The sequence below is a fragment of the Gemmatimonadota bacterium genome (genome assembly GCA_016712265.1).
In the GTDB taxonomy this organism is placed as follows: Bacteria; Gemmatimonadota; Gemmatimonadetes; order Gemmatimonadales; family Gemmatimonadaceae; genus RBC101.
In genome coordinates, this window is the sequence record JADJRJ010000031.1 from 125,844 (window position 1) to 145,799 (window position 19,956).

The following is a 19,956-nucleotide window of genomic DNA, read 5'->3' on the forward strand; positions in this document are numbered from 1 at the left end:
TGTCGGTCGGCGCGGTATAGGTCGAAAGCCCTACACCCAGCTACGACGCTGGCACATGCACCCCGTGGCCGACCCGGCGCGACTCCCGACGAGGCCGCTTCCCGGAGTTCCGCGCGCCGCGCGCCCGTGGGATCGCCCCTCGTCAAGGAGTTGAACGGCTAACTTCCCTCACCACCTGTCGCCGTACCCGCCGATGTCCCGAGCATTCCTGCGCGATGACGCCGAGGGCGAAATGCCCCGCCGCAACTACGCCCTCCCCGAGCGGGATGACCCGGCGTACGACGCAGCCTGTGCACGCGCCCTGCTCGAGGCCGCCCGCGTGAACGAGACCCAGCTGGCCGAGCGCGCGACGGGGTACTACTGGGGCGAACCGCGGCTCAAGCCGTTCGTGGCCCAGATCCTGGCGGAAGCCGAGCGCGACAAGGACGACCGGCTCGAGCAACTCGCGCGGCGGTTCCTCAAATAGTCGTGTGGGCTGGGCGAGCGGCCACGCACTAACGTCACCGACCCTGGGCCCCGGCCTTCACCGGGGAAGACCAGAGGCACCGGTGCGCGGTACGAGCGGCACGAGCAGTACGCGCGGCACGGGAAGAACGCGAGCTCCCCGTGCTCTCCGTGCGGCCCGTGCTCCTCGGGCTGCTCGTGCTCCCCGTGCATCGCTGTGGCAGTTGCGAAGTCCTTTCACCCCACGCATCGACACCGCAGAAACGATGAGGCCGCCCCCCGATCTTCCGGGGAGCGGCCTCTACCGTGCGTGACGCCCCGTATCAGACCGGGAACAACATCTCGCGGTACTTCGGCAGCGGCCACGCGTCGTCCGACACCAGCAGCTCCAACGCGTCGCTGCAGTCGCGGACCTTGGCCATGGCGTCCGCACCAGCACCGGTGACCAGCTTGCCGCACCCTTCCAGATCCTCGTGCATGTGCTCGGCCTTGTCGATCAACTTCGCGAGCGTGTCGCGCTCCGCCTTGAGCTTCTTCGCCAGCGCTCCCACCTCGTTGGCGCGATCGACGGACGCGATTTCCTTGATCCCTGCCGCCTTCGCTTCCGCTGCGCCACGGGCCAGGCTCCCCTGATAGCCGTAGACCGCCGGGAGGATCATCGTGTCGACCATCTCCTTCAGCGTGTGCATCTCGATCAGCATGTCCTTGACGTAGCGCTCCATGCGGATGTGATACCGTGACTCCAACTCCTCCTTGCTGAGGATGCCGAGTTCCGTGAACAACGTCTTGGCCCGCGGGGTCTGCAGCTGCGCGAGGGCTTCCGGCGTGCGGCGCAGGTTGAGCAGGCCGCGCTTCTCGGCCTCCTTCACCCACGCATCGGAGTAGTTGTTCCCCTCAAAGCGCACGGCGCTCGTCGAGCGGAAGGCGGCGCGCACGACCTTGAGGATCGCGTCGTCGACCTTCTTGGTCTTCTTGAGCTCCGCGGCCAGCTGCTCCGTGAGTTCCTCGATCGCCTCGGCGACGGCGGCGTTCACGATCGTCACCGGCCAGGCAATCGCCTGCGACGCACCGACCGCGCGGAACTCGAACTTGTTCCCCGTGAAGGCAAACGGCGACGTGCGGTTGCGGTCGGTGTTGTCCTTCTCGATCTCCGGGAGCTTGGCGACGCCCAGCGAGATGAGGGCCTCGGCCGCTCCCTTGCCCGCCTGCTTGCCGGCGGCGATGTCCTCGATGAGGCGCGTCAACGTGGCGCCCATGAAGACCGAGATGATCGCCGGCGGGGCCTCGTTGGCGCCCAGCCGGTGCTCGTTGCCCGAGGTCCCGATCCCCGCGCGCAACACCCCGGCGTGCTTATGTACTCCCTTGAGCACCGCTGCCAGGAACAGGAGAAAGCGCACGTTCTGGTGCGGCGTCTTGCCCGGGCGCAGCAGGTTGAGGCCGTCGAGTTCGTTGTCCGACGAGATCGACATCGACCAGTTGCAGTGCTTGCCCGATCCGTTCACGCCGGCAAACGGCTTTTCGTGCAGGATGGCCTGCAGCCCGTGCCGCATGGCGACGCGGCGCAACACGGACATGACGAGCTGGTTGTGGTCGACGGCGAGGTCGGTTTCCTCGAAGAGCGGCGCCATCTCGAACTGGCACGGCGCGACCTCGTTGTGCCGCGTCATGATGGGCACACCGAGCTTGTACAACTCGTGCTCCACCTCGGCGATGCAGGCCTGGATGCGCTCCGGGATGCCACCGAAGTAGTGGTCCTCGAGCTGCTGGCCACGCGGGGGCGGGGCGCCGAGCAGGGTGCGGTTGGCCATCACGAGGTCGGGGCGCAACGCGAAGTGCGTGCGGTCGATCAGGAAGTACTCCTGCTCGGGGCCAAGGGTCGTGCCGACGCGGTCGACCCCCTTGTCGCCAATCAGGGAAAGCAGCTTGATCGCCTTCTCGCTCAGGATGTCCGACGAGCGCAGCAGCGGCGTCATCTCGTCGAGTGCCTCACCGTTGTAGCCGATGAAGACCGACGGGATGCACAACGTGCGGACATTGCCGGACTCCACGATGAAGACCGGGGAGGCCGGGTTCCAGGCCGTATACCCGCGCGCTTCCCACGTGGCCCGCAAGCCACCGCTGGGGAACGACGAGGCGTCCGGCTCCGACTGGATGAGCTGCGCGCCCGAGAACTGCTCGATCGCCGACTTGTTCTCGTCAAAGGTGAGGAAGGCGTCGTGCTTCTCGGCGGTCATCCCGGTCTGCGGGAGGAACCAGTGCGTGAAGTGCGACGCGCCGCGCGAGATCGCCCACTCCTTGATGGCCTGGGCGACCGTCGGGGCGATCTCGATATCGAGCTTCTTGCCGTGGCGAATCGCCGACTGAAGCTTGGCGAACACGTCCTTGGGCAGCTTGGCGCGCATCTGCCGGGCGCCGAACGTGTTGATGCCGAAATACTCGGCGACGGTGCCGGCCGGGGTCGCCGACCCCTTGGGGAGCCTGTTGGCGATGGAGGTGAGTGCTGCCTTTCGGGACGAGCTGGCCATGGTCTGGAGGTCGGATCGAGGTGAGCGGATATAAAGGGCCGTCGAAAGCGACGGCAGTGTCATCAAAAACTTGCAGAAACTGCAGAACGACTGTGGCGTGAGTGGACAAACGTAGCATGAAATTGGCCGAATGTGCAACCAGAAGTGCATTTTGTGCACATTTTCAGCCACGCCATGTGACGACGGGACGCTCAGGGTGCAACTTCTGCAGAAGCGACGGTCAAAAGGTCCGATTCGCAGTGCCGCTTGACGGCGACGGTCCAGCGGTCAGAATTGCGGTAAGTCATTGCGTCCTAATCGTTTGCACATGGAGAACATGCGCCACCTCCGCCCCATCCTGATCGTTGCAGCTCTCGCTACCCGTCCGGGAGCGGCCCAGGAGCTCATGCGGCCCGACGTGACCGGGCGCTTCGCGGCCCTCACGTCCGATCACTCGCTGGCCACGGCGGCCGGGTCCGAGGTGCTGCGACGTGGCGGCAATGCGGTGGATGCCGCCATTGCCATGGCGGGGGTTTTGGCGGTGGTGCGACCCCACATGAATGGCGTCGGGGGCGACCTCTTCATGTTGTACCGCGAGGCGAAGTCCGGACGGGTCTACGCGCTGAACGGCTCGGGGGCCGCGGGGTCGGGTGCCACGCCGCAGGCGTTCGCGGCAAAGGGGCTCAAGGATGTCCCGGGGACCGGGATCATGTCCGTCTCGGTGCCCGGCGCGGTGCGCGCGTGGGAGGATGCCCTGCGCCGTTTCGGTAGGACGACGCTGGCCACAGCCCTGGCCCCGGCAATCCGGTATGCCGAGGGTGGTTTCGCGGTATCCACGCGGCTCTCGCTCGACATTGGGTCGGAAGTGCGGAAGGTCTCCAACGATCCGGAGCTGGCGCGCACCTTCCTGGTGGACGGGAAGGCGCCGGTGCCCGGGACGCTCCTGGTGCAGAAGGAGCTGGCGGCGTCGCTGCGGCGCATTGCGACGGGTGGTGCCGCCGCGCTGTACACCGGCCCTCTGGCCCGTACGATCGGCGGCTTCATCGAGCGCGAAGGCGGGTTCGTCACCGTGGCGGACCTCGGCCGCCACCGCTCGGAATGGACGGACCCGATCCGCACGACCTACCTTGAAAAGACAGTCCTCGCGTTTCCGCCGAATACCCAGGGGGTGACGTTCCTGCAGATGCTGAACCTCGCGTCGCAGGAGGACATCACAGCGATGGGGCGCAACACCGCGGACTACATTCACACGTTGGTCGAGGGCGCCAAACTGGCGTATGCTGACCGGGACCGACTCATCGCCGACCCGCGCGTGACGCCGGTGCCCACGGATCGGTTGCTGTCGATGGACTACGCGCGTGAGCAGGCGCGGCGCATCCGCCGCGACACGGTCGTCGCCCCCACGGCCGGCGAGGGGCGCGACGGAAACGGCGACACGGTCTACCTGAGCGTGATCGACAAGGACGGCAACGCGGTCTCGCTCATCCAGAGCCTCTTCGCGGCGTTCGGCAGCGGGCGCATGGTTCCCGGTACAGGGATCGTGCTCCACAATCGCGGCTCGCTCTACGAACTGGATCCCAGCCACCCGAACATCATTGCGCCGGGGAAACGCCCGTTCCACACCCTGAGCCCGGCGATGGTGCTCAACGCCGACGGGAGCGTGGCGATGGTCCTGGGCACCCCCGGTGGTGACGGGCAGCCGCAGACCCTGATGCAGATCCTGAACAACGTCCTGCGCTTCGGGATGACGCCGCAACAGGCGGTGGAAGCGTCACGCTGGCGGGTGTACGGTGTGGGCCGGCTTGGGGTGGAACCGGGGATCGAGGAAGGCGTACGAAAGGCCCTTATGGCGCGTGGCCACCAGGTGCAGGTGCAGCCCCCGAGCGCGGAGTTTGGCGGTGCCCAGATGATCTACGTGCATCCGAAGTCGAAGACCCTGTGGGTGGGATCGGACTTCCGGCGCGAGGCGTTCGGCCTGGCGTGGTAGGCTGGCGGCACTGAGCGAACCCAGCGAGCGGCATGTCTTCATTTATCAGTTAGTGCGACGGATCCTCATTGTGCTCGGCGCCCTGGTCGGCGTCGTGCTGCTCGCGGTCGGCGCTGCCCAGGTGCGTACCTGGTGGCGGGCCACCGGCACGACCACTGGCGCGCTCGACATCCCCGCCGTCGCCGAGGTGCGCGAGGTGGCGTCGACGTTAGGCGTGCCGGACTCGATGTTCGGGCGCAGCGGCGCGTTGCGGGTGCGCACCGTGACCCCGGCCGAGGCGCTGCGCATCCCGGGATTCCTCGACGTGCTGGGTGAACGCGCCCTGCACGTGGCGGCCGCCCACGCCGTGCCGCTGCCCGGTGGCGATACGTTTCACTATGTGGTGCTTCGACCCTTTGCCGACAAGAAGGGCGATGTGCTGAATGGCTACCGTCTGGGCCGGTGGCCGGCGGAACGCTGGATCATGTCGCGCAGCTACTTCAACCCGGACGGCTTTGTCGAGGTCACGGCGGCGAACGCGGCCATCTCGTTGACCCCGCACCTCACGCTCGGTGACTTCGTGACGCACGACCAACGCGACCGTTGGCCAAAGTACGTCGTGCTGGAAGAGAAGCTCCTGGACAAGGTGGAGCTGATCCTGCGGGAGCTGAACGCGAAGGGAATTCCCACCGGCACGGTCCGTGTGCTGTCGGGCTTTCGTGCACCGTACTACAACGACCGTGGCGCTGGCGAAGGAATGGCGCGGTCCAGCCGGCACCAGTACGGAGATGCGATCGACCTGATCATCGATGACGATGCGAACGGGCGCATGGACGACCTGAACAAGGATGGTCGGGTTGACATGCGCGACACCGAGGTGATTTCCCTCGCGCTGGCGCGGGTCGACCGCGCGCATCCGGAACTCCGCGGTGGCCTCGGAACGTATGCAGCGATGGGGCCGAGCGGCCCGTTCGTGCACATCGACGTGCGCGGGACAAGTGCACGCTGGGAAGGGCGCAGGTAGCGGGCCGCCGTAGGCCGTCCGGCCCCTGCGTCACCCTCGCGTGAGCGCCGCGAGCTGCAGTGGCAAACGGTCGGGTTCGACCCACTCCGCGCGCGCGGTCGGCGAGAACAACTGTTCCTTCGAATAGAAGCGCAACAGGACGTCGGGCGCGGCGATGGTCGATGCCTGGAGTTCACAGATGAGGTCGTCCGTCAGGTCGCGCGGATGGGCCTCGCGCCACTGCGACAACAGGATGACGTAGGCGCCGGTGATGGTCTCGTGATAGCCCGAGCTGTCGGAGTTGACCACGCCGTGCGCCTCGTTCAGGGATCGAATCCCCACCCGAAGACGTTCGAGCGCTTCCGCGGGGCCATAAGTGGCCACATGCCAGAGACCGACGGCGAGGTGGGCTTGGTGTGTCCAGTCAGCCTTGGGGAGGACCCGGCGCTGAAATGATGGGACCAGGTCGTCGAGTGCGCTCGCCATGCGCCAAATGTCATTCCCCCGTGCGTGATCGGGAACCACGGCGCATCTTGCTGGCACCCAACCATCCTGGTGGCCTCTATGTCTACGAGTCTTCGAACGCTCCCCGTCTTGCTCGTGGCGCTCGCACTGCCGCTGACGGCGCAAGAGGTCATGCGGCTGCGTATCCTGCCGCCTTCGCGGGTCGTGGCGGTGGGCGACTCATTGCGCCTGGTGGTCGAAGCGCTCGACGCCGGCGGCCGCGTGGTGGCCGGTGTCCCCGTCCGCTTCGCGGTGCAGGGGGGACGGATGCAGGGCAGCGTCGATTCCACGGGATTGGTGCGCGCGGGGTCTCCCGGGGTGATCCCACTATCTATTGCGGCGCTCCCTCGTGGTGGCCGGCCGGTGGTTGAGAAGATCGAGGTACGGCTCGTTCCAGGGCCGACGCGCAAGGTGGACGTCGCGCCCGTGGTGACGAAGATGCTGGTGGGGCAGCGCATTCGCCTGGACGCTACGCCGATCACGGCGACCGGGGACGCGCGCGAGGACGTGGTCTCATGGGCCAGCTCGAACCCGCGTGTGGCGTCGGTGACCGACGGGCTGCTTGCCGCCGTTGGCCCGGGGACCGCGACGCTCACGGTGCGCGCCGGGACTGCGGAGACAAACCGTACGGTGCAAGTCCTCCCGAGCACGGGGGTGACCGCCACGCTGGCACCGACCACCGTGCGCGCGCGGCAGGGCGACGTGGTGCGCTTTGCTCTCACCGTGAAGGACGCGCGCGGCCAGGCCATCACAGGGCTGACGCCGGCGTGGAGCTTCTCGCCGGGGCAGGGCGCGATCGACCAGGACGGCGCCTTTGTGGGTAACGTCCCGGGACGCTACAGCATCACTGCTTCCCTCGGTGCGCGCGAAGCGGTGAGCACGGTAACGTTGACCACCCGGGACGTGCGGCGCCAGGCGAAGGTCGTGGGCCACCTCAATCGCGCGGCGTTCCCCACCTCCGAGGTGTGGGTGCATCCCGATGGCAAGCACGCCTACCTGGGCACCACGCTCGGCGGCGACCGGATCTACGCGATCAACATTGCCGATCCGTCCAAGCTGACGATCACCGACTCGATCGTGGCGAATTCCCGCTCGATGAACGACATGATGACGACCGAGGACGGCAAGTGGCTCGTCTTCACGCGGGAAGGAGCCACCGACCGTCGGAACGGCATCGTGATCGCGTCGGTCGCGGATCCGGCCCATCCAAAGCCGGTGGCCGAGTTCACGGATGGCGTGACCGCTGGCGTCCACTCGGCCTTCGTGTACACGCAGGCGAAGCACGGCACGCATGTCTACCTGACCAACAGTGGGACTGGCGCCCTGAACATCATCGACATCAACGATCCCACCAAGCCACGGCGTGTGGGAGAGTGGATCTCGCGTGATACGCGCGCCGGGCGCTCCCTGCACGACATCGACGTGAAGGACGGGATTGCGTACGTGAGCTATTGGAGTGACGGCCTGGTAATCCTCGATGTCGGCAACGGCTTGAAGGGCGGCAGCCCATCGAACCCGGTGATGATTTCCAACTATCGCTACAATTCCGAGGCGCTGTATCCCGGGGCCGCATCGGACTGGGGGCCGGGGTTCATTAGCGGGACCCACACGGCATGGCGCCATGGGCGATACGTCTTCATCGCCGATGAGGTCTTTCCCCCCTACGCCCCCACGGGGACGTGGGACGTGGCGACGATCCGCGCGTACGGCCGGCTGCAAGTGATCGATGTGAGCAACATTGAGCAGCCGAAGTCGGTGGCCTGGTATGAGCCCGAATACGGTGGAGCGCACAACATCTGGGCAGCGGGCGACACGTTGTATCTGGGGGCCTATAACGGTGGCTTCCAGGTGTTTGACGTGAGCGGGGAGCTGCGTGGGGACCTGAAGGCCCAGGGCCGGACGATTGCCGAGTTCATGCCGGCATCGTCGACCGGCCACACCCCCAACAAGACGATGACCTGGGGGGTCGTGGTGAAGAACGGCCACGCATTCGTAAACGACATGCTGTCCGGCTTGTGGGTCGTCAAGCTCGAGCCGAAACCTGTGGTGCCCTGAGGACCGGATGAAGCAATTCGAAGCGATCTTTCGCGACAACGCGGCCTGGGTGGCGGCGAAGCTGGCGCACGACCCGGCGTACTTCGAGAAGCTCTCGCGGGGACAGAGCCCGGAGATCCTGTATATCGGCTGCGCGGACAGCCGCGTGACGGCAGAGGACCTGATGGGGGCCGAGCCAGGGGAGATCTTTGTCCACCGGAACGTGGCGAACCTGGTCGTGGCGACCGACAACAACGTCAATGCGGTGGTGCAATTCGCCGTCGAGCAGTTGAAGATCAAGCACATCGTGGTCTGTGGTCACTATGAATGCGGCGGCGTCAAGGCGTCGATGCATCCGAGCGATCTCGGACAGCTGAACAGCTGGCTGCAGTCGATCCGGGATGTCTATCGCATCCACCAGGCGGAACTGGACGGCATGCCGGACCACCGGGAACGATTTGACCGGTTGGTGGAGTTGAATGTGCTGGAGCAGTGCCTGAATATCGTGAAGATCGACCATGTCCAGCGGGCCTGGTACAAGACCGGCTTTCCGCAGATCCACGGATGGGTGTTCGACGTGCGGACGGGACGGTTGATTGACCTGGAACTCAAGATCGGTGACGAGTTCGAGTCGATCCGGAAGATTTATGACCTGCGGCCGATTGATTAGCGATTGAGACGGCACACAGCAGACGGCGGTCCATCACCCAACGAGTTAACACGGGAGTCACATCATGGCATCATTCATTCGACGCGCGACGGCGGTATGGCAGGGCACGGGCAAGGACGGCTCGGGGCACCTATCGAGCACCAGCGGTGCGCTGGCCAACACGCCGTACGGCTTTGCGGCGCGTTTCGTGAGCGAGGACGGGCAGGCCGGGACCAACCCCGAGGAACTCATCGGGGCTGCGCACGCGGGGTGCTTCACCATGGCGCTCTCCTTCCAGCTCGCGGGCGCGGGATTCACGCCGGAGTCGCTGACGACCATCGCCCACGTGACGGTCGAAAAGAAGGAAGCGGGTTTCGAAGTCACCGGCATCACGCTCGAGCTGAACGGTAAGGTGCCGGGGATCAGTGGGGAACAGTTCCAGCAGCTGGCGACCAACGCCAAGCTGGGCTGCCCGATTTCCAAGGCGCTGGCCGCCGTACCGATCACCTTGCAGGCCACCCTGGGCTGAGACGGCGTTAGGTCGTCTGGCTCCACGACACGGGCCCCGGCTTCCGCCGGGGCACCTGGGTGGGGTATCGCGAGCGGTGATGAGAGCCCAACGACCCTGGTCGCGGCGTTCGCCAGGGTGCGAACCCTCGTCCTTGCCTAACGTGGTGTGGTGGCCACTCGCGTCGCCACAATACCTCGCACACGACCCGCATCGATCGCGAAGCGCGTGACGCGGCCGCGCGCGTCGCGCGCAAAGGTGATGCTCAGTCCGCGCGGCACGCCGAAGGTATCCTCCCCGGATCGGGGAAGTCGCTCGTTCACGCCCCGGCCGATGCGCATGGTGACTCCATTCGTATCCGCTTCCACCTGGTAGGTCGCGTCCACCTCGGCGGCGTAGTAGGTGCCGACATAGGCGGTGGCCTGCGCCGCGGTCAGGGGCGGTGGCGCGGGGAGCGTGGGGCGCGGTGCCGCTGCGGCGAGGGCCGGCGCGGCGGCAGCCGCGGTGGCCGGTCCCAGGCGATCACGGAGTACAATCGCGGCCACCGCATCGGCGAGGGCGCTGGGATTGATGGTGCCGAGGTTGCACAAGGTCGCCACCGCGGTCTTTGCCTCCGGGAAGCGCAGCAGCTCGGCGCGATAGCCGGCCCACGAGCCGCCATGTCGCACCCGTCGCAAGCCGCGATGTTCGTCGACAAACAGGCCGAGGGCGTAGGCGATGGTGGAGTCATTGTTGAGCTTGCCCCGCGTGTGGAGGTCGCGTAGCAGGCGTTCACCACCGACGGTGGGCGTGTAGAAGTTGCCATCCCACTTGATGAGGTCTTCTATCGTCGTGTAGACCGCCCCGTCCCCGGTCTGCTCGAACAGCGACATGTCGATGGCGAAGCCGGTGGTGGACGGGCTGTATCCGGTCGCCCGTTGCGCGACGATCATGCGGTGGTCGTCGTGGAAGTGCGTGTCGTGCATGCCCAATGGAGCGAAGATCCGCTCGTGCGCAAACTGGGCGAGGGTCTTGCCGCTCACGCGCTTGACGATCTGTGAAAGCAGGAAGAAGCCGGAGTTCGAGTACAGGAACTCGGCGCCGGGCTCGAAGTTGAGCGCCTGCTGCCGGACGATGAGGTCGAGGGCATCCTGGTCGCCCGTCACGCCATCGAAGTCCGTGCCGTGCAGCCCCATGAGGGTGAGGTAGTCGCGCAAGCCGCTCGTATGGTTGAGCATATGGCGGATCGTGAGCGGGCGCTGGTAGGCGGGCAGCTCCGGGATGTATGTCCGCACCTCGTCGTCAAGGTTGAGCTTGCCGTCCTGCTGCAGGAGGACAACGGCGGTCGCGGCGAACTGCTTGGATGTGGAGCCGATGTCGAACACGGTGCGCGCCGAGATGGCGATCCCATGTTCGAGATTCGCCATTCCGTACCCACGCGTGTAGGTGATCGCCCCGTTCTGGTAGATGCCGAGGGCACACCCAGGGGAGGTCGTGCGGTCGTAGGCGGCAAAGACGGAGTCGATGCGGCGGATGTCCGCAGTCGCGATGGATTGACCGGCTGCCGGAGTGACCAGCAGCGCGAGTGTGAATGCGCAGGTGAGGAATCGCATCAGGGAACTGGAGGGGAGCTGGGGTGCCACGAACAAGTGAGCGAAAGCGTCCACAGGCTGGAGGCGGCCGGCCGCATGGGCTCAGGACGCGCTGAACAGCACGGCGACCTTCGCCAGGTCGATATTGCCGCCGCAGATGATCGGGACCACGCGGGCGCCGTGCGGGATCAGCGGATGTGGGGCGAGGAGCGGTGCGACAGCGGCACCGGCCGACGGTTCCACAAAGAGCTTGCAGCGTTCCATGAGGACGCGCATGCCGTCCAGGATCTGCGCTTCGCTGACCGTGATGACCTCGTCGACCAGCGCGCGCACATGGGCAAACGCGTTCGCTCCCGTGAACGGCGGCGCCAACCCATCGGCGATGGTTGTGTTAATCTGGAGTCGTTGGGGACTGCCCGCCGCAAGGGAGAGCGACATCACCGCGGACCCCTCGGGCTCGATGCCGATCACCCGGGCGGACGGCCGGAGCGCCTTGACCGCAGCGGCCACGCCGGAGAGCAACCCGCCACCTCCGCACCCCACCAGGACGACATCCACGTCCGGGACATCCTCGAGGATCTCGAGCCCCACCGTTCCCTGGCCGGCGATCACGCGCGGGTCGTCGAACGGATGGATGAGCGTGCGCCCTTCGCGCTCCATGATGCCGCGCGCGGTCGCGAGCAGGTCGTCCGTCGTCTGGACCACCGTCCCGCCGTAGCCGCGTGTTGCCTCGACCTTGCTGGCCATGGCCGTGGCCGGCATGACGATGGTGGCGGCAACGCCAAGTTGGGTCGCTCCCCAGGCCAGCGCCTGCGCGTGGTTGCCCGCACTCATGGACACGACGCCGCGCGCCCGCTCGTCGGGGGTGAGCTGGGCGAGGGTGTTGATCACCCCCCGGACTTTGAACGACCCGGTCTTCTGGAACAGCTCCAGCTTGGGGGAAACCCGGGCGCCGGAGGTGCGGGAGAGGTACTCGGAGCTCCCCTGGCCGGTGCGGTGGACCTTGCCCCTGATGCGTTCCTGGGCGGCGCGGAGGTCGTCTATGGTGGTCAACGTCATCCGGGAAAGGTGCGAGCCCTCCGGTCCAATCGCCATGTGAGGGATGGGCGCGGCCTTGAGCGGGCCCCCCCTCCCCCCTAGCTTCCCTCCTCCACGGCGCCGTAGCCAAGTGGTAAGGCAGCGGTCTGCAAAACCGCTATTCGCCGGTTCGATTCCGGCCGGCGCCTCTTTATCGACAGGGCTGGGGGTCCATGACGAAGACGTCCTTGCGACTCTCCGCTGACGAGCGGGCGATGCTCGCCGGTGAAGGCACCCGGGCCGAGCAGATGGCCATGGGCCTGGTCGCCCGCCTCGCGTCGATCACCGGCGCGACCGAACTCCTCCCGATCACCCGCGCACACATCGACGGCTGCCTCTACCACGGGCAGGCCTCGGTCGATTTCGCGCGGACGATGGCTGACGCGGGTGGCCAGGTCCGGGTTCCGACCACCCTGAACGTCGGGATCATCGACCTCCTGCACCCCGAGCTGTTCCGCGGCGATCCGGCCGTGGCCGCCGCTGGCCGGGAGATGATGGCCCACTACCGCACGATGGGGTGTCGCCAGACCTGGACCTGCGCGCCGTACCAGCTGGTCGAGCGTCCCTCACTCGGCGAACAGGTCGCCTGGGCGGAATCGAACGCGATCGTCTTCTGCAACAGCGTGCTCGGCGCGCGCACCGAGCGGTACGGCGACTTTATCGATCTGGCCGCGGCGATCACGGGCCGGGTGCCAAACACGGGACTGCATCGCGACGAAGGACGCCTGGGCCAGGTCCTGGTGCGCGTGCGGAACGTGTCGCCCGAGGAGATCGGCGAGGATCTCTTCTTTGCCGCGCTGGGACACATGGTGGGGCGGTTGGTGGGCACGCGGATCCCGGTCATCGAGGGGGTCGAGGCGGCGCGCGGGAGGATGACCTCAAGGCCCTCGGCGCGGCGTCGGCGTCGGCCGGTGCCGTTGCGATGTTTCACATGGTTGGGGTCACCCCCGAGGCCCCGGATCTCACGACCGCCTTCGGTGGACGTGCCCCCGAACGCACCTTCGAGATCGGCCCGGACGAGATGGCCGCTGCCCTCGCCGAGCTTTCGACCCCGACCACGCAGCTCCTCGGAACGATCTCGGTCGGGACGCCGCATTTCTCCTACGACGAGTTCCGGCGCGTGGCGGCGCTCTTCGCCGGACGACGTGTCGCACCGGGACTGGCGTTCTACATCTCCACCGGGCGCGACGTGCTGGCCCGCGTCGACGCCGAAGGGTGGGGCGACGCGCTGCGGGCGACTGGGGTGACGATCGTGACCGACACCTGCACCTACCTCACGCCGATCCTCCGCGAGCGTCCCGGTGCCGTGATGACCAACTCGGCGAAGTGGGCGTGGTATGCCCCCGGCAACCTGGGGTACGAGGTGATCTTCGCGACGTTGGATGATTGCGTCGAGTCCGCGGTGCAGGGCGTCCGGGTGACGCGGCCACTCCCGCGCCGGGCGCCCGCGCAAACGTCGGCGCCGGCGACACATGAGGGTTCGTCGTCGGCGAGCCCCACGGTCCCAGGAGACGCCGGGGCGGCGGGCGCGACATTGATCAAGGGGAAGGCCAGTGGATTGGTGCTCGCCCTCGACGAGCCACTTTCGTTCTGGGGTGGGGTGCGCGAGCACGATGGCCGCATCATCGACGTGCACCATCCACAGCAAGGCCACAACGTGGCCGGGAAGGTGTTGGTGATGCCCGGGGGCCGGGGGTCGAGTTCCAGCTCGAGTGTGCTGGCCGAACTGGTGCGCGGCAGGGTGGCCCCCGCCGGGATCGTGCTCCGCACGCCCGACCCTATCCTCGCGCTGGGGGCCATGGTCGGAGAGTTGCTGTATGAGCGAACCGTCCCGATGCGGGTGCTCCCACCGGACGAGTACGCTGCAGCACAGTCCGCTGCACAGATCCGGATCGATGGAGACGCAGTACAAGTCGTATCGCCGTCCTGAGGGCTGCCACGCGGACGCGGTGACCGAGAATCGGTCAGGGTGGCCCCCGCACGTTCCGGGGGCGTAACGGCACGGGTCTTCCATGTGACGGTTACTGAACCATCCACCATCGGTCGACTTGTCCCGCGTCTTCGCCGTGCTCCTTGTTGGGTTGGCCGCCGGTGCGTGTCACGCGCCGGGCGAGGCTCCGCCGACGGCGGCGAACGACGCGGTGGCGCATGCGTTGATCGACTCCCTGGTCGTGGACGAGGCGCGGGCGGCTGATCGGTACCAGCGCATCGTCAACCGGTTCGGGGGTGTCGCGCCCTTCGTGGAGCTGGCCGTTGCTCCGCGTCCGCGACTCGATGCCCTCCTGGACGTCGTGGCGCGTCGTGGATGGGTGGCTCCCGACCCCTTTGCGGGCCAGATCGGGCTTGAGGTCTACGCGGACGTTGCCGGTGCCTGTGACGTCGCTGCGCGGTTCACCCAGTTGATGGTCAACCGGTACGACCGGCTGCTCGCCCGAACGCTCGACACCGACATTCGCGCGGTCACGCGATCCAATCGCGCCGCCGCCATCGGCGCGGACCTCGCGCGCACCACGGCCTGCCACTGATCATGACCACTGCACGAGTTCGGTCCCCTCGCGTGTCGCCGCGTCACCTCCTGGCGTTGGTCACGGCCGCGCTCCTCGCCCTCGCCGCGACGGCGTGCGGCCCAGGTAGTTCGCTGTTTGTCCCCGCTGAGCGACTGTCTCCGTCGCTGGCCGCCGTCGTGGACTCCCTGGTGCTGGATGAATGGCGGGCGCAAGCGCTGTATGGCGATGCCGCGGATCGATTCGCCGGGGCCGCGCCGTTCCCTGCGCTGGAACGTGCCCAGGGGGATCGTGTGGGATACCTCCTGCGGATTTACGAGCAATACCCGGCGTTCCCCCCGGTGAATCCCTGGGGCGTCACGGCGGCGCGCGAGGTGAATCCGTCGCAGGCAGGGGTCTGCGCCCTCGCGGCCGCACACGAGCAGGCGACGGCCGATCGCTATACGCGTGCGTTATCACTCAAGCCGCCGCCCGTGGTGGAGAAAGTGCTCAAGGTGAACCGCGCCGCGACATTGTCTGCGGACCTCGCCGCGGCCAAGCGGTGCCGTTAGGCGCGGGATCCGGCGTTAGCACCAGCTGAGCCCCTGCTCCTCCGATGGGCGGGGAGCTTGTGAAAAACGGCAGACAGCAAACGCATCGGTTCGTCGTCTGCCGTCTGCCGTTCCGTTCCCTACGGGCTCGTCGTCGTGATGGCCTTCGTCGCGGCGCCGTCCTCGAGCGTCTTCAACACATCCTGCCAGTTGAAGCCACCCTTCCCAAGGATCCACTTGTCCATCCAGGCCTTCTCGGCCACGGACTTGAGCAGCTGGTTGCGCGGGTCGGGGATGCCGTGCGTCATGCCGGGGTAGACGAAGTACTCGGTGGGGACGCCCATCTTCTTGAGCCCCATGTGCAGTTCGTCGCTTTGTGGCCGCGGGACGCGCGGGTCGCCGTCGACGACGTGGATCATGGTGGGGGTCTTGACGGCCGAGATGTAGCGGATGGGGGACTGCTTCCAGTAGGGCTCGAAGTCTTCATACGGCAGCTTGTTGCCGAGGTAGTGCATGCGGACGTGCTGCATGTCGGACTGGGCGTACATGGAGATCCAGTTGACGGTCCCCGCGCCTGACGACGCCGCCTTGAAGCGCGTGTTGTGGGTGATGATCCAGTTGGTCCAGTGGCCGCCGGCGCTCCAGCCCAGCACCCCCATCTTGTCACCATCGACCATGCCCTTGGCGATCAGCTGGTCGACGCCGGTCATGATGTCTTCGTAGCCCTTCTTGAAGTAGTCGTTGACGATCCCCCATTTGTGCGCCTCGCCGTAGTTGGTCGAGCCGCGGTAGTTGGGCTTGAGCACCATGTAGCCGTCGCCGGCGTAGGCCTGGGCGCCATATCCACCGTTGAACGACAGGATGTCGGCGGACTGCGGGCCGCCGTGGATCGCGACGATGAGGGGATAGCGCTTGCCTTCCTGGTAGCCCACCGGCTTCACGAGGATGCCGCAGGTCTGCTTCTTGTCGGCGGAGGTCCAGCAGATCTCCTCTTCCTCGCCGAGCTGGAGGTTGGCGACCTGCGGGTTCGCGTTGGTCAACTGGCGCCAGGCGGAGCGGTTCGCTGCGTCGTCGATGCGGTCGGCGACGAAGTGGACCGTGGGGGTCTTGGGGTCGGCGTAGGTGATGAGCAGCTTGCCGTTGTTGGGGTCGCGCGCGGCCGCGAAGGATGCCTTGTAGTCGGTGACCTGCTTCACGGTGTTGGCCGCGATGTCGAGGGCGAGGAGCTGGCTCGTGGCGCGGACGCCGTCGCCAAAGTAGATCGTCGTGCCGTCCTGGCTCCACCAGCCGATGGTGACGTTGCCGTCGTACGCTGCACCGAGTTTGGTCCATGGTCCGCCGACCGCGTCGATGGCGCGGGTGTAAACCTTGTTCGCCTTGAAGTAGGTAAAGTCATCCGGCGCGCTGAAGGCAATCGTGCGACCGTCCGGTGAGAACGAGAGGTTGCTCTCCCCGATGATCTTGTTGTTGGTCAATCGCTCAAGGTTGCCGGTGGCGATGGTGAGCAGGTACTGGTCGCCGGAATTGTTCGCCTCGGTGATGGTGCGCTGGTACCGGTCGTTGGGGAGCGCGCGCACGCCGGCAAAGCGGCCATCATCGGAGAGGGAGAATCCCTCGATGGAGAACTCTGCCCCCTGGGTCAGCCGCTTCTCCTGCGCCGTGGCGATGTCGACCATCCACAGGTGGTTGAGCGGGATGTCCTCGTTGCGGATCCGGACGTCGAACCTTGCCTCGAGGCGCTTCTTGTTGAGCGTGTCGATGGAGTCCGGGGCGAGGAAGAAGGCGCGCGTGCCATTCTTCGAGAGTTGCCAGGTGCCGACCGGCGTCGCGTGTTTGGTCAGCGGAGTGGGCTTCGCCTCGGTGAGGCTCGTCACCGGGAGCGTCCACAACTGCTGTTCCCCGGACTTGCCCGCAGCAAAGACCAACGTGCGGCCGTCGCGGGTGAACATGTAGTTCCCCACGCCGTCCTTCACGTCGGTGATCTTCTGCGCCTCTCCGCCATCCGGGCGCATCATGTACAGTTGGTTGGCAGCACCGTCCCGGTTGGATGAGAAGACGAAGAACGCGCCGTCCGGCGCCCAGCGCGGTGTGTTCTCGTTCTTGTCCTTCGTGAAGGTCAGCTGTCGCGTGGTGGACAATCCACCGCTGGTGTTCACCACGTAGATGTCCGTGTAGCGCTTCGCCTCTTTCCAGTTGGGGATGGAGAGGGTGTAGAGCGCTCGATCGCCCGTGGGGCTGAGCTCGAGCGCACCTGCCTGGCGCATCAGCTGCTGGTCCAGGAAGGTCATCGGGCGAGGAGTCTGCGCGGCGACGAGGGATGGGATCGCGAGCGCGGCGAGGACGGGAAAGCGGCTCATGGCGGGGAACCGTGGAGAGGGAAGTGCGACACTGGGGCAACGGGCACCCCGGCGTGTCATAAGGTTGGGGGATGGGACGGGGGACGGCCAGAGGGGTAGGCCGGTCGGCCGGAACTCGGGGGGATTCGCGCAGTATTCACCGGGGAGCCAGGAGGGCACGATGAAGGGGATGATGATGCACTTCGCGCTGGGCGCGGCGCTGGTCCACGGACTGGGCAAGCCGGTCGCATATCGCTATCCCACGGATGCGGAGACGGTGAAGAAGGGCCAGACCGTGGTGCAGGTCGAGAACACTGCGGTGAACGAGGCGGTGGTCTACGCGGTGCAGGGACTCCGCCGCCAGCGACTCGGCATGGTACACGGGTTGAGTGTCACGAAGTTCTCGATTCCTCGCGACATGGTGGTGGGGGGCCAGCAGGTCCGGTTCGTCGTGGACGCGATCGGCGTTCGTGAGGACGGCGTCTCCGATGCGATCACGGTCGCGCAGGGTGAACGCGTCAACCTGTTCATCCCGCCGTTCTAGCGGCACGCCGTGGTCTCCGAGTGACGCGGGCCCCGGCGATGGTCGGGGCCCTGTTGTTTCTGGTCGTCGACGACGTAGGGTTTGTCAGCCGTTGTTGGTCGTGAGGGTACCCTCACGATTGTTCGCTGCCATGTCTCCACATCACGATCAGCACGACCACGACGACCACGGTGGGCTCGTCCGGATTCGCACGTCGCAGTTGGCCTTTCCGGAGGCGACGTGTCGTACGGCCCACGCCGTGAGTGGGTATGCCTCGAGCCTCACCAACCTCAACGGGGTCAGCCTGGCGAGTGACAACGTGTTCGGCGAAGATCGCGCGGCCAACCAGTTGGCAACAATCACTGGTGACGCCACCGGCTATACGGCGACGCTGACGGTGGCCGTCTGACGTCACACGGTCCCGGCATTGGCGGCCGAATGCCAGGCCCGTCCGGGGAACGGTCGGCCGCACGCAACGGGGCGCAGGAGGAACGCCCTTCCCGCACCCCGTGAATAGCTACCAGCGGAACAGCCGCGTCAGCTTCACCACGATCGATCGATTTTGGAGCTCGGGATAGTTTGGCCCGATCGTGGTGCGGCCGTCACTGTAGACCACGAACAACTCGCTCCCCAGCTTGTACTCCCAACGGAAGCGCAGGTTCGTCGACATGGACTGCGTCCGCGACTGGTACTGCACGAGGGCGGCGGCGAACATACGAGGCGTCACCGTGTAGGTGACGCGCGATCCGACCACGTTGGTCGCGCCGCGCCCATACGGGCCGTCCACCAGGTTGAAGGAGAGCGTCGGCTCTGCCACGAGTTGGGGAGTGAACTCGACCCGACCCCGATAACTCGCCTCGCTCAACGTTCCCTCGTAAAAACCGCCGTGGCCAAGGGTGAAGGTGCCGCTGAACGGACGTTGCGTGCCCATGGTGTACGACACCTTTCCCTGCGTGAACGTGTACCCGCCGACGGGAACGGTCACGTTGCGCGCGACCTCGAACGGCTCGTCGAGCCGCTCGTGCGCCCGCGTCACCTCCGCGTTCACAAAGTCGCCTGCCGCGGTCTCGATGATGAACGTTCCCTGCGCCTCCGTCGACTGCACGCGACCATCGATGCCGGTGATGTAGTCCCCGCTCCCCTGATAGGTGAACTTGCGGATCGCCGGCATGCGGGTGGGTCGGGGGCTGAAGCGTAGCTGCGCGAAGGACCGCCGGAACGCCGACCGGCGCAGGAAGCCGACCGACGGATCAAAGCCGTCGCCGACAAAGAGGTGCTCGACGTTGACGCCATAGCGGTCATGATTCCAGTCGAACCGCGTGCGGTAGCTCGTGCCTTCCTCCTGCCCGTTGTTTGTTCCCGCGAGATAGGCGTTGACGAAGATGTCGTCGCGCAGGTTGACCTGGAGGTCGGACCCAACGGCCTGGCTGCTTCCACCGAGGGAGTCCGTTGGGTTGCGATTCGTCGCGATGAACCCAAGGCGGCTTCGGCTCAGGATGTCGCGATTGAGGCGAAGGACGGTGAAGTTGGTCGTCGGAGACGCGGTAGCATCCACCGCGTCGGTCTGCATGTTGAGTGCACCCACCTGCCATGGCCCCGTGCGGCCGAGCATGCGCGCGCCGCCGATGATGGGAACTGCTCCTCCGTTCCCCAGCCCGATGCGTCGACTATAGAACAGGATCGGGGTCAGGTTGTCCTGGCCGCCACCGCCTCCACCGCCACCACCCCCACCGCCTCCACCTCCCCCACCGCCGCCTCCCCCACCGCCGCCTCCCCCACCAACACCACCAAAGGCAAAGGCGT

General features: G+C 66.6%; 17 protein-coding genes and 1 tRNA gene. 12 read left to right on the forward strand and 6 right to left on the reverse strand.

Annotation, left to right across the window (positions count from 1 at the left end):
- Positions 1–193: 193 nt before the first annotated feature.
- Complete coding sequence (locus tag IPK85_21660; protein MBK8249973.1) at positions 194–466, forward strand: hypothetical protein; 273 nt, start codon at positions 194–196, stop codon at positions 464–466.
- A 301-nt stretch (positions 467–767) separates the two neighbouring features.
- Here IPK85_21660 and IPK85_21665 read toward each other — a convergent pair whose 3' ends face one another.
- Complete coding sequence (locus tag IPK85_21665) at positions 768–2,969, reverse strand: glutamine synthetase III (GenBank protein MBK8249974.1); 2,202 nt, start codon at positions 2,967–2,969, stop codon at positions 768–770.
- A gap of 316 nt (positions 2,970–3,285) precedes the next feature.
- On the opposite strand from IPK85_21665, the gene ggt reads away from it, so the two are divergent.
- Together ggt and IPK85_21675 are read left to right on the forward strand one after the other, a co-directional pair.
- Complete coding sequence (gene ggt / locus IPK85_21670; GenBank protein ID MBK8249975.1) at positions 3,286–4,935, forward strand: gamma-glutamyltransferase; 1,650 nt, start codon at positions 3,286–3,288, stop codon at positions 4,933–4,935.
- Between the two features lie 52 nt (positions 4,936–4,987).
- Positions 4,988–5,938: a DUF882 domain-containing protein gene (locus IPK85_21675; GenBank protein ID MBK8249976.1), complete on the forward strand. Its 951-nt coding sequence runs from the start codon at positions 4,988–4,990 to the stop codon at positions 5,936–5,938.
- 30 nt (positions 5,939–5,968) lie between these two features.
- Here the strand turns inward: IPK85_21675 and IPK85_21680 are convergent, their stop codons facing one another.
- Positions 5,969–6,403, reverse strand: a complete 435-nt coding sequence (locus IPK85_21680; GenBank protein MBK8249977.1) for a hypothetical protein — start codon at positions 6,401–6,403, stop codon at positions 5,969–5,971.
- Between the two features lie 78 nt (positions 6,404–6,481).
- On the opposite strand from IPK85_21680, the gene IPK85_21685 reads away from it, so the two are divergent.
- From IPK85_21685 to IPK85_21695, 3 genes are all read left to right on the forward strand, one after another.
- Positions 6,482–8,476, forward strand: coding sequence for an Ig-like domain-containing protein (locus tag IPK85_21685; protein MBK8249978.1), 1,995 nt, complete (start codon positions 6,482–6,484; stop codon positions 8,474–8,476).
- Between the two features lie 7 nt (positions 8,477–8,483).
- Complete coding sequence (locus IPK85_21690; GenBank protein ID MBK8249979.1) at positions 8,484–9,125, forward strand: carbonic anhydrase; 642 nt, start codon at positions 8,484–8,486, stop codon at positions 9,123–9,125.
- A gap of 64 nt (positions 9,126–9,189) precedes the next feature.
- Positions 9,190–9,633: an OsmC family protein gene (locus tag IPK85_21695; GenBank protein ID MBK8249980.1), complete on the forward strand. Its 444-nt coding sequence runs from the start codon at positions 9,190–9,192 to the stop codon at positions 9,631–9,633.
- A 137-nt stretch (positions 9,634–9,770) separates the two neighbouring features.
- On the opposite strand, the gene IPK85_21700 is transcribed toward IPK85_21695, so the two are convergent.
- Positions 9,771–11,204, reverse strand: a complete 1,434-nt coding sequence (locus IPK85_21700) for a beta-lactamase family protein (protein ID MBK8249981.1) — start codon at positions 11,202–11,204, stop codon at positions 9,771–9,773.
- A gap of 81 nt (positions 11,205–11,285) precedes the next feature.
- Positions 11,286–12,236 carry a pyridoxal-phosphate dependent enzyme gene (locus IPK85_21705; GenBank protein MBK8249982.1) on the reverse strand — a complete coding sequence of 317 codons (951 nt, stop codon included), beginning with the start codon at positions 12,234–12,236 and terminating at the stop codon, positions 11,286–11,288.
- Positions 12,237–12,337: 101 nt separating this feature from the next.
- Between IPK85_21705 and IPK85_21710 the strand changes: the two genes are divergently transcribed.
- A tRNA-Cys gene (locus IPK85_21710) sits at positions 12,338–12,409 on the forward strand.
- A 417-nt stretch (positions 12,410–12,826) separates the two neighbouring features.
- On the opposite strand, the gene IPK85_21715 is transcribed toward IPK85_21710, so the two are convergent.
- Positions 12,827–13,066, reverse strand: a complete 240-nt coding sequence (locus tag IPK85_21715; protein ID MBK8249983.1) for a hypothetical protein — start codon at positions 13,064–13,066, stop codon at positions 12,827–12,829.
- Between the two features lie 503 nt (positions 13,067–13,569).
- Here IPK85_21715 and IPK85_21720 point away from each other — a divergent pair.
- The 3 genes from IPK85_21720 (at position 13,570) to IPK85_21730 (ending at position 15,315) form a co-directional block, all read left to right on the forward strand.
- Positions 13,570–14,190 (forward strand): DUF126 domain-containing protein, encoded by a 621-nt coding sequence (locus tag IPK85_21720; protein ID MBK8249984.1) that lies wholly within the window; start codon positions 13,570–13,572, stop codon positions 14,188–14,190.
- A 118-nt stretch (positions 14,191–14,308) separates the two neighbouring features.
- Complete coding sequence (locus IPK85_21725; GenBank protein MBK8249985.1) at positions 14,309–14,785, forward strand: hypothetical protein; 477 nt, start codon at positions 14,309–14,311, stop codon at positions 14,783–14,785.
- 2 nt (positions 14,786–14,787) lie between these two features.
- The gene (locus IPK85_21730) at positions 14,788–15,315 is read left to right on the forward strand and encodes a hypothetical protein (GenBank protein MBK8249986.1); all 528 of its coding nucleotides are present in this window, start codon (positions 14,788–14,790) and stop codon (positions 15,313–15,315) included.
- A 119-nt stretch (positions 15,316–15,434) separates the two neighbouring features.
- Here IPK85_21730 and IPK85_21735 read toward each other — a convergent pair whose 3' ends face one another.
- On the reverse strand, positions 15,435–17,651 hold the full coding sequence (locus IPK85_21735; GenBank protein ID MBK8249987.1) for a S9 family peptidase: 2,217 nt from the start codon (positions 17,649–17,651) through the stop codon (positions 15,435–15,437).
- Positions 17,652–17,811: 160 nt separating this feature from the next.
- Between IPK85_21735 and IPK85_21740 the strand changes: the two genes are divergently transcribed.
- Entirely contained in the window at positions 17,812–18,174 is a 363-nt protein-coding gene (locus IPK85_21740) for a hypothetical protein (protein MBK8249988.1), read from the forward strand.
- 130 nt (positions 18,175–18,304) lie between these two features.
- On the forward strand, positions 18,305–18,562 hold the full coding sequence (locus IPK85_21745; GenBank protein MBK8249989.1) for a hypothetical protein: 258 nt from the start codon (positions 18,305–18,307) through the stop codon (positions 18,560–18,562).
- Positions 18,563–19,956 lie beyond the last annotated feature (1,394 nt).

Bases quoted from the DNA above. Each gene is read 5' to 3' on its own strand.
- IPK85_21660 (MBK8249973.1), top strand. From the start codon at position 194: ATGTCCCGAGCATTCCTGCGCGATGACGCCGAGGGCGAAATGCCCCGC.
- IPK85_21665 (MBK8249974.1), bottom strand. From the start codon at position 2,969: ATGGCCAGCTCGTCCCGAAAGGCAGCACTCACCTCCATCGCCAACAGG.
- ggt (MBK8249975.1), top strand. From the start codon at position 3,286: ATGCGCCACCTCCGCCCCATCCTGATCGTTGCAGCTCTCGCTACCCGT.
- IPK85_21680 (MBK8249977.1), bottom strand. From the start codon at position 6,403: ATGGCGAGCGCACTCGACGACCTGGTCCCATCATTTCAGCGCCGGGTC.
- IPK85_21685 (MBK8249978.1), top strand. From the start codon at position 6,482: ATGTCTACGAGTCTTCGAACGCTCCCCGTCTTGCTCGTGGCGCTCGCA.
- IPK85_21690 (MBK8249979.1), top strand. From the start codon at position 8,484: ATGAAGCAATTCGAAGCGATCTTTCGCGACAACGCGGCCTGGGTGGCG.
- IPK85_21695 (MBK8249980.1), top strand. From the start codon at position 9,190: ATGGCATCATTCATTCGACGCGCGACGGCGGTATGGCAGGGCACGGGC.
- IPK85_21700 (MBK8249981.1), bottom strand. From the start codon at position 11,204: ATGCGATTCCTCACCTGCGCATTCACACTCGCGCTGCTGGTCACTCCG.
- IPK85_21720 (MBK8249984.1), top strand. From the start codon at position 13,570: ATGACCAACTCGGCGAAGTGGGCGTGGTATGCCCCCGGCAACCTGGGG.
- IPK85_21730 (MBK8249986.1), top strand. From the start codon at position 14,788: ATGACCACTGCACGAGTTCGGTCCCCTCGCGTGTCGCCGCGTCACCTC.
- IPK85_21735 (MBK8249987.1), bottom strand. From the start codon at position 17,651: ATGAGCCGCTTTCCCGTCCTCGCCGCGCTCGCGATCCCATCCCTCGTC.
- IPK85_21740 (MBK8249988.1), top strand. From the start codon at position 17,812: ATGAAGGGGATGATGATGCACTTCGCGCTGGGCGCGGCGCTGGTCCAC.
- IPK85_21745 (MBK8249989.1), top strand. From the start codon at position 18,305: ATGTCTCCACATCACGATCAGCACGACCACGACGACCACGGTGGGCTC.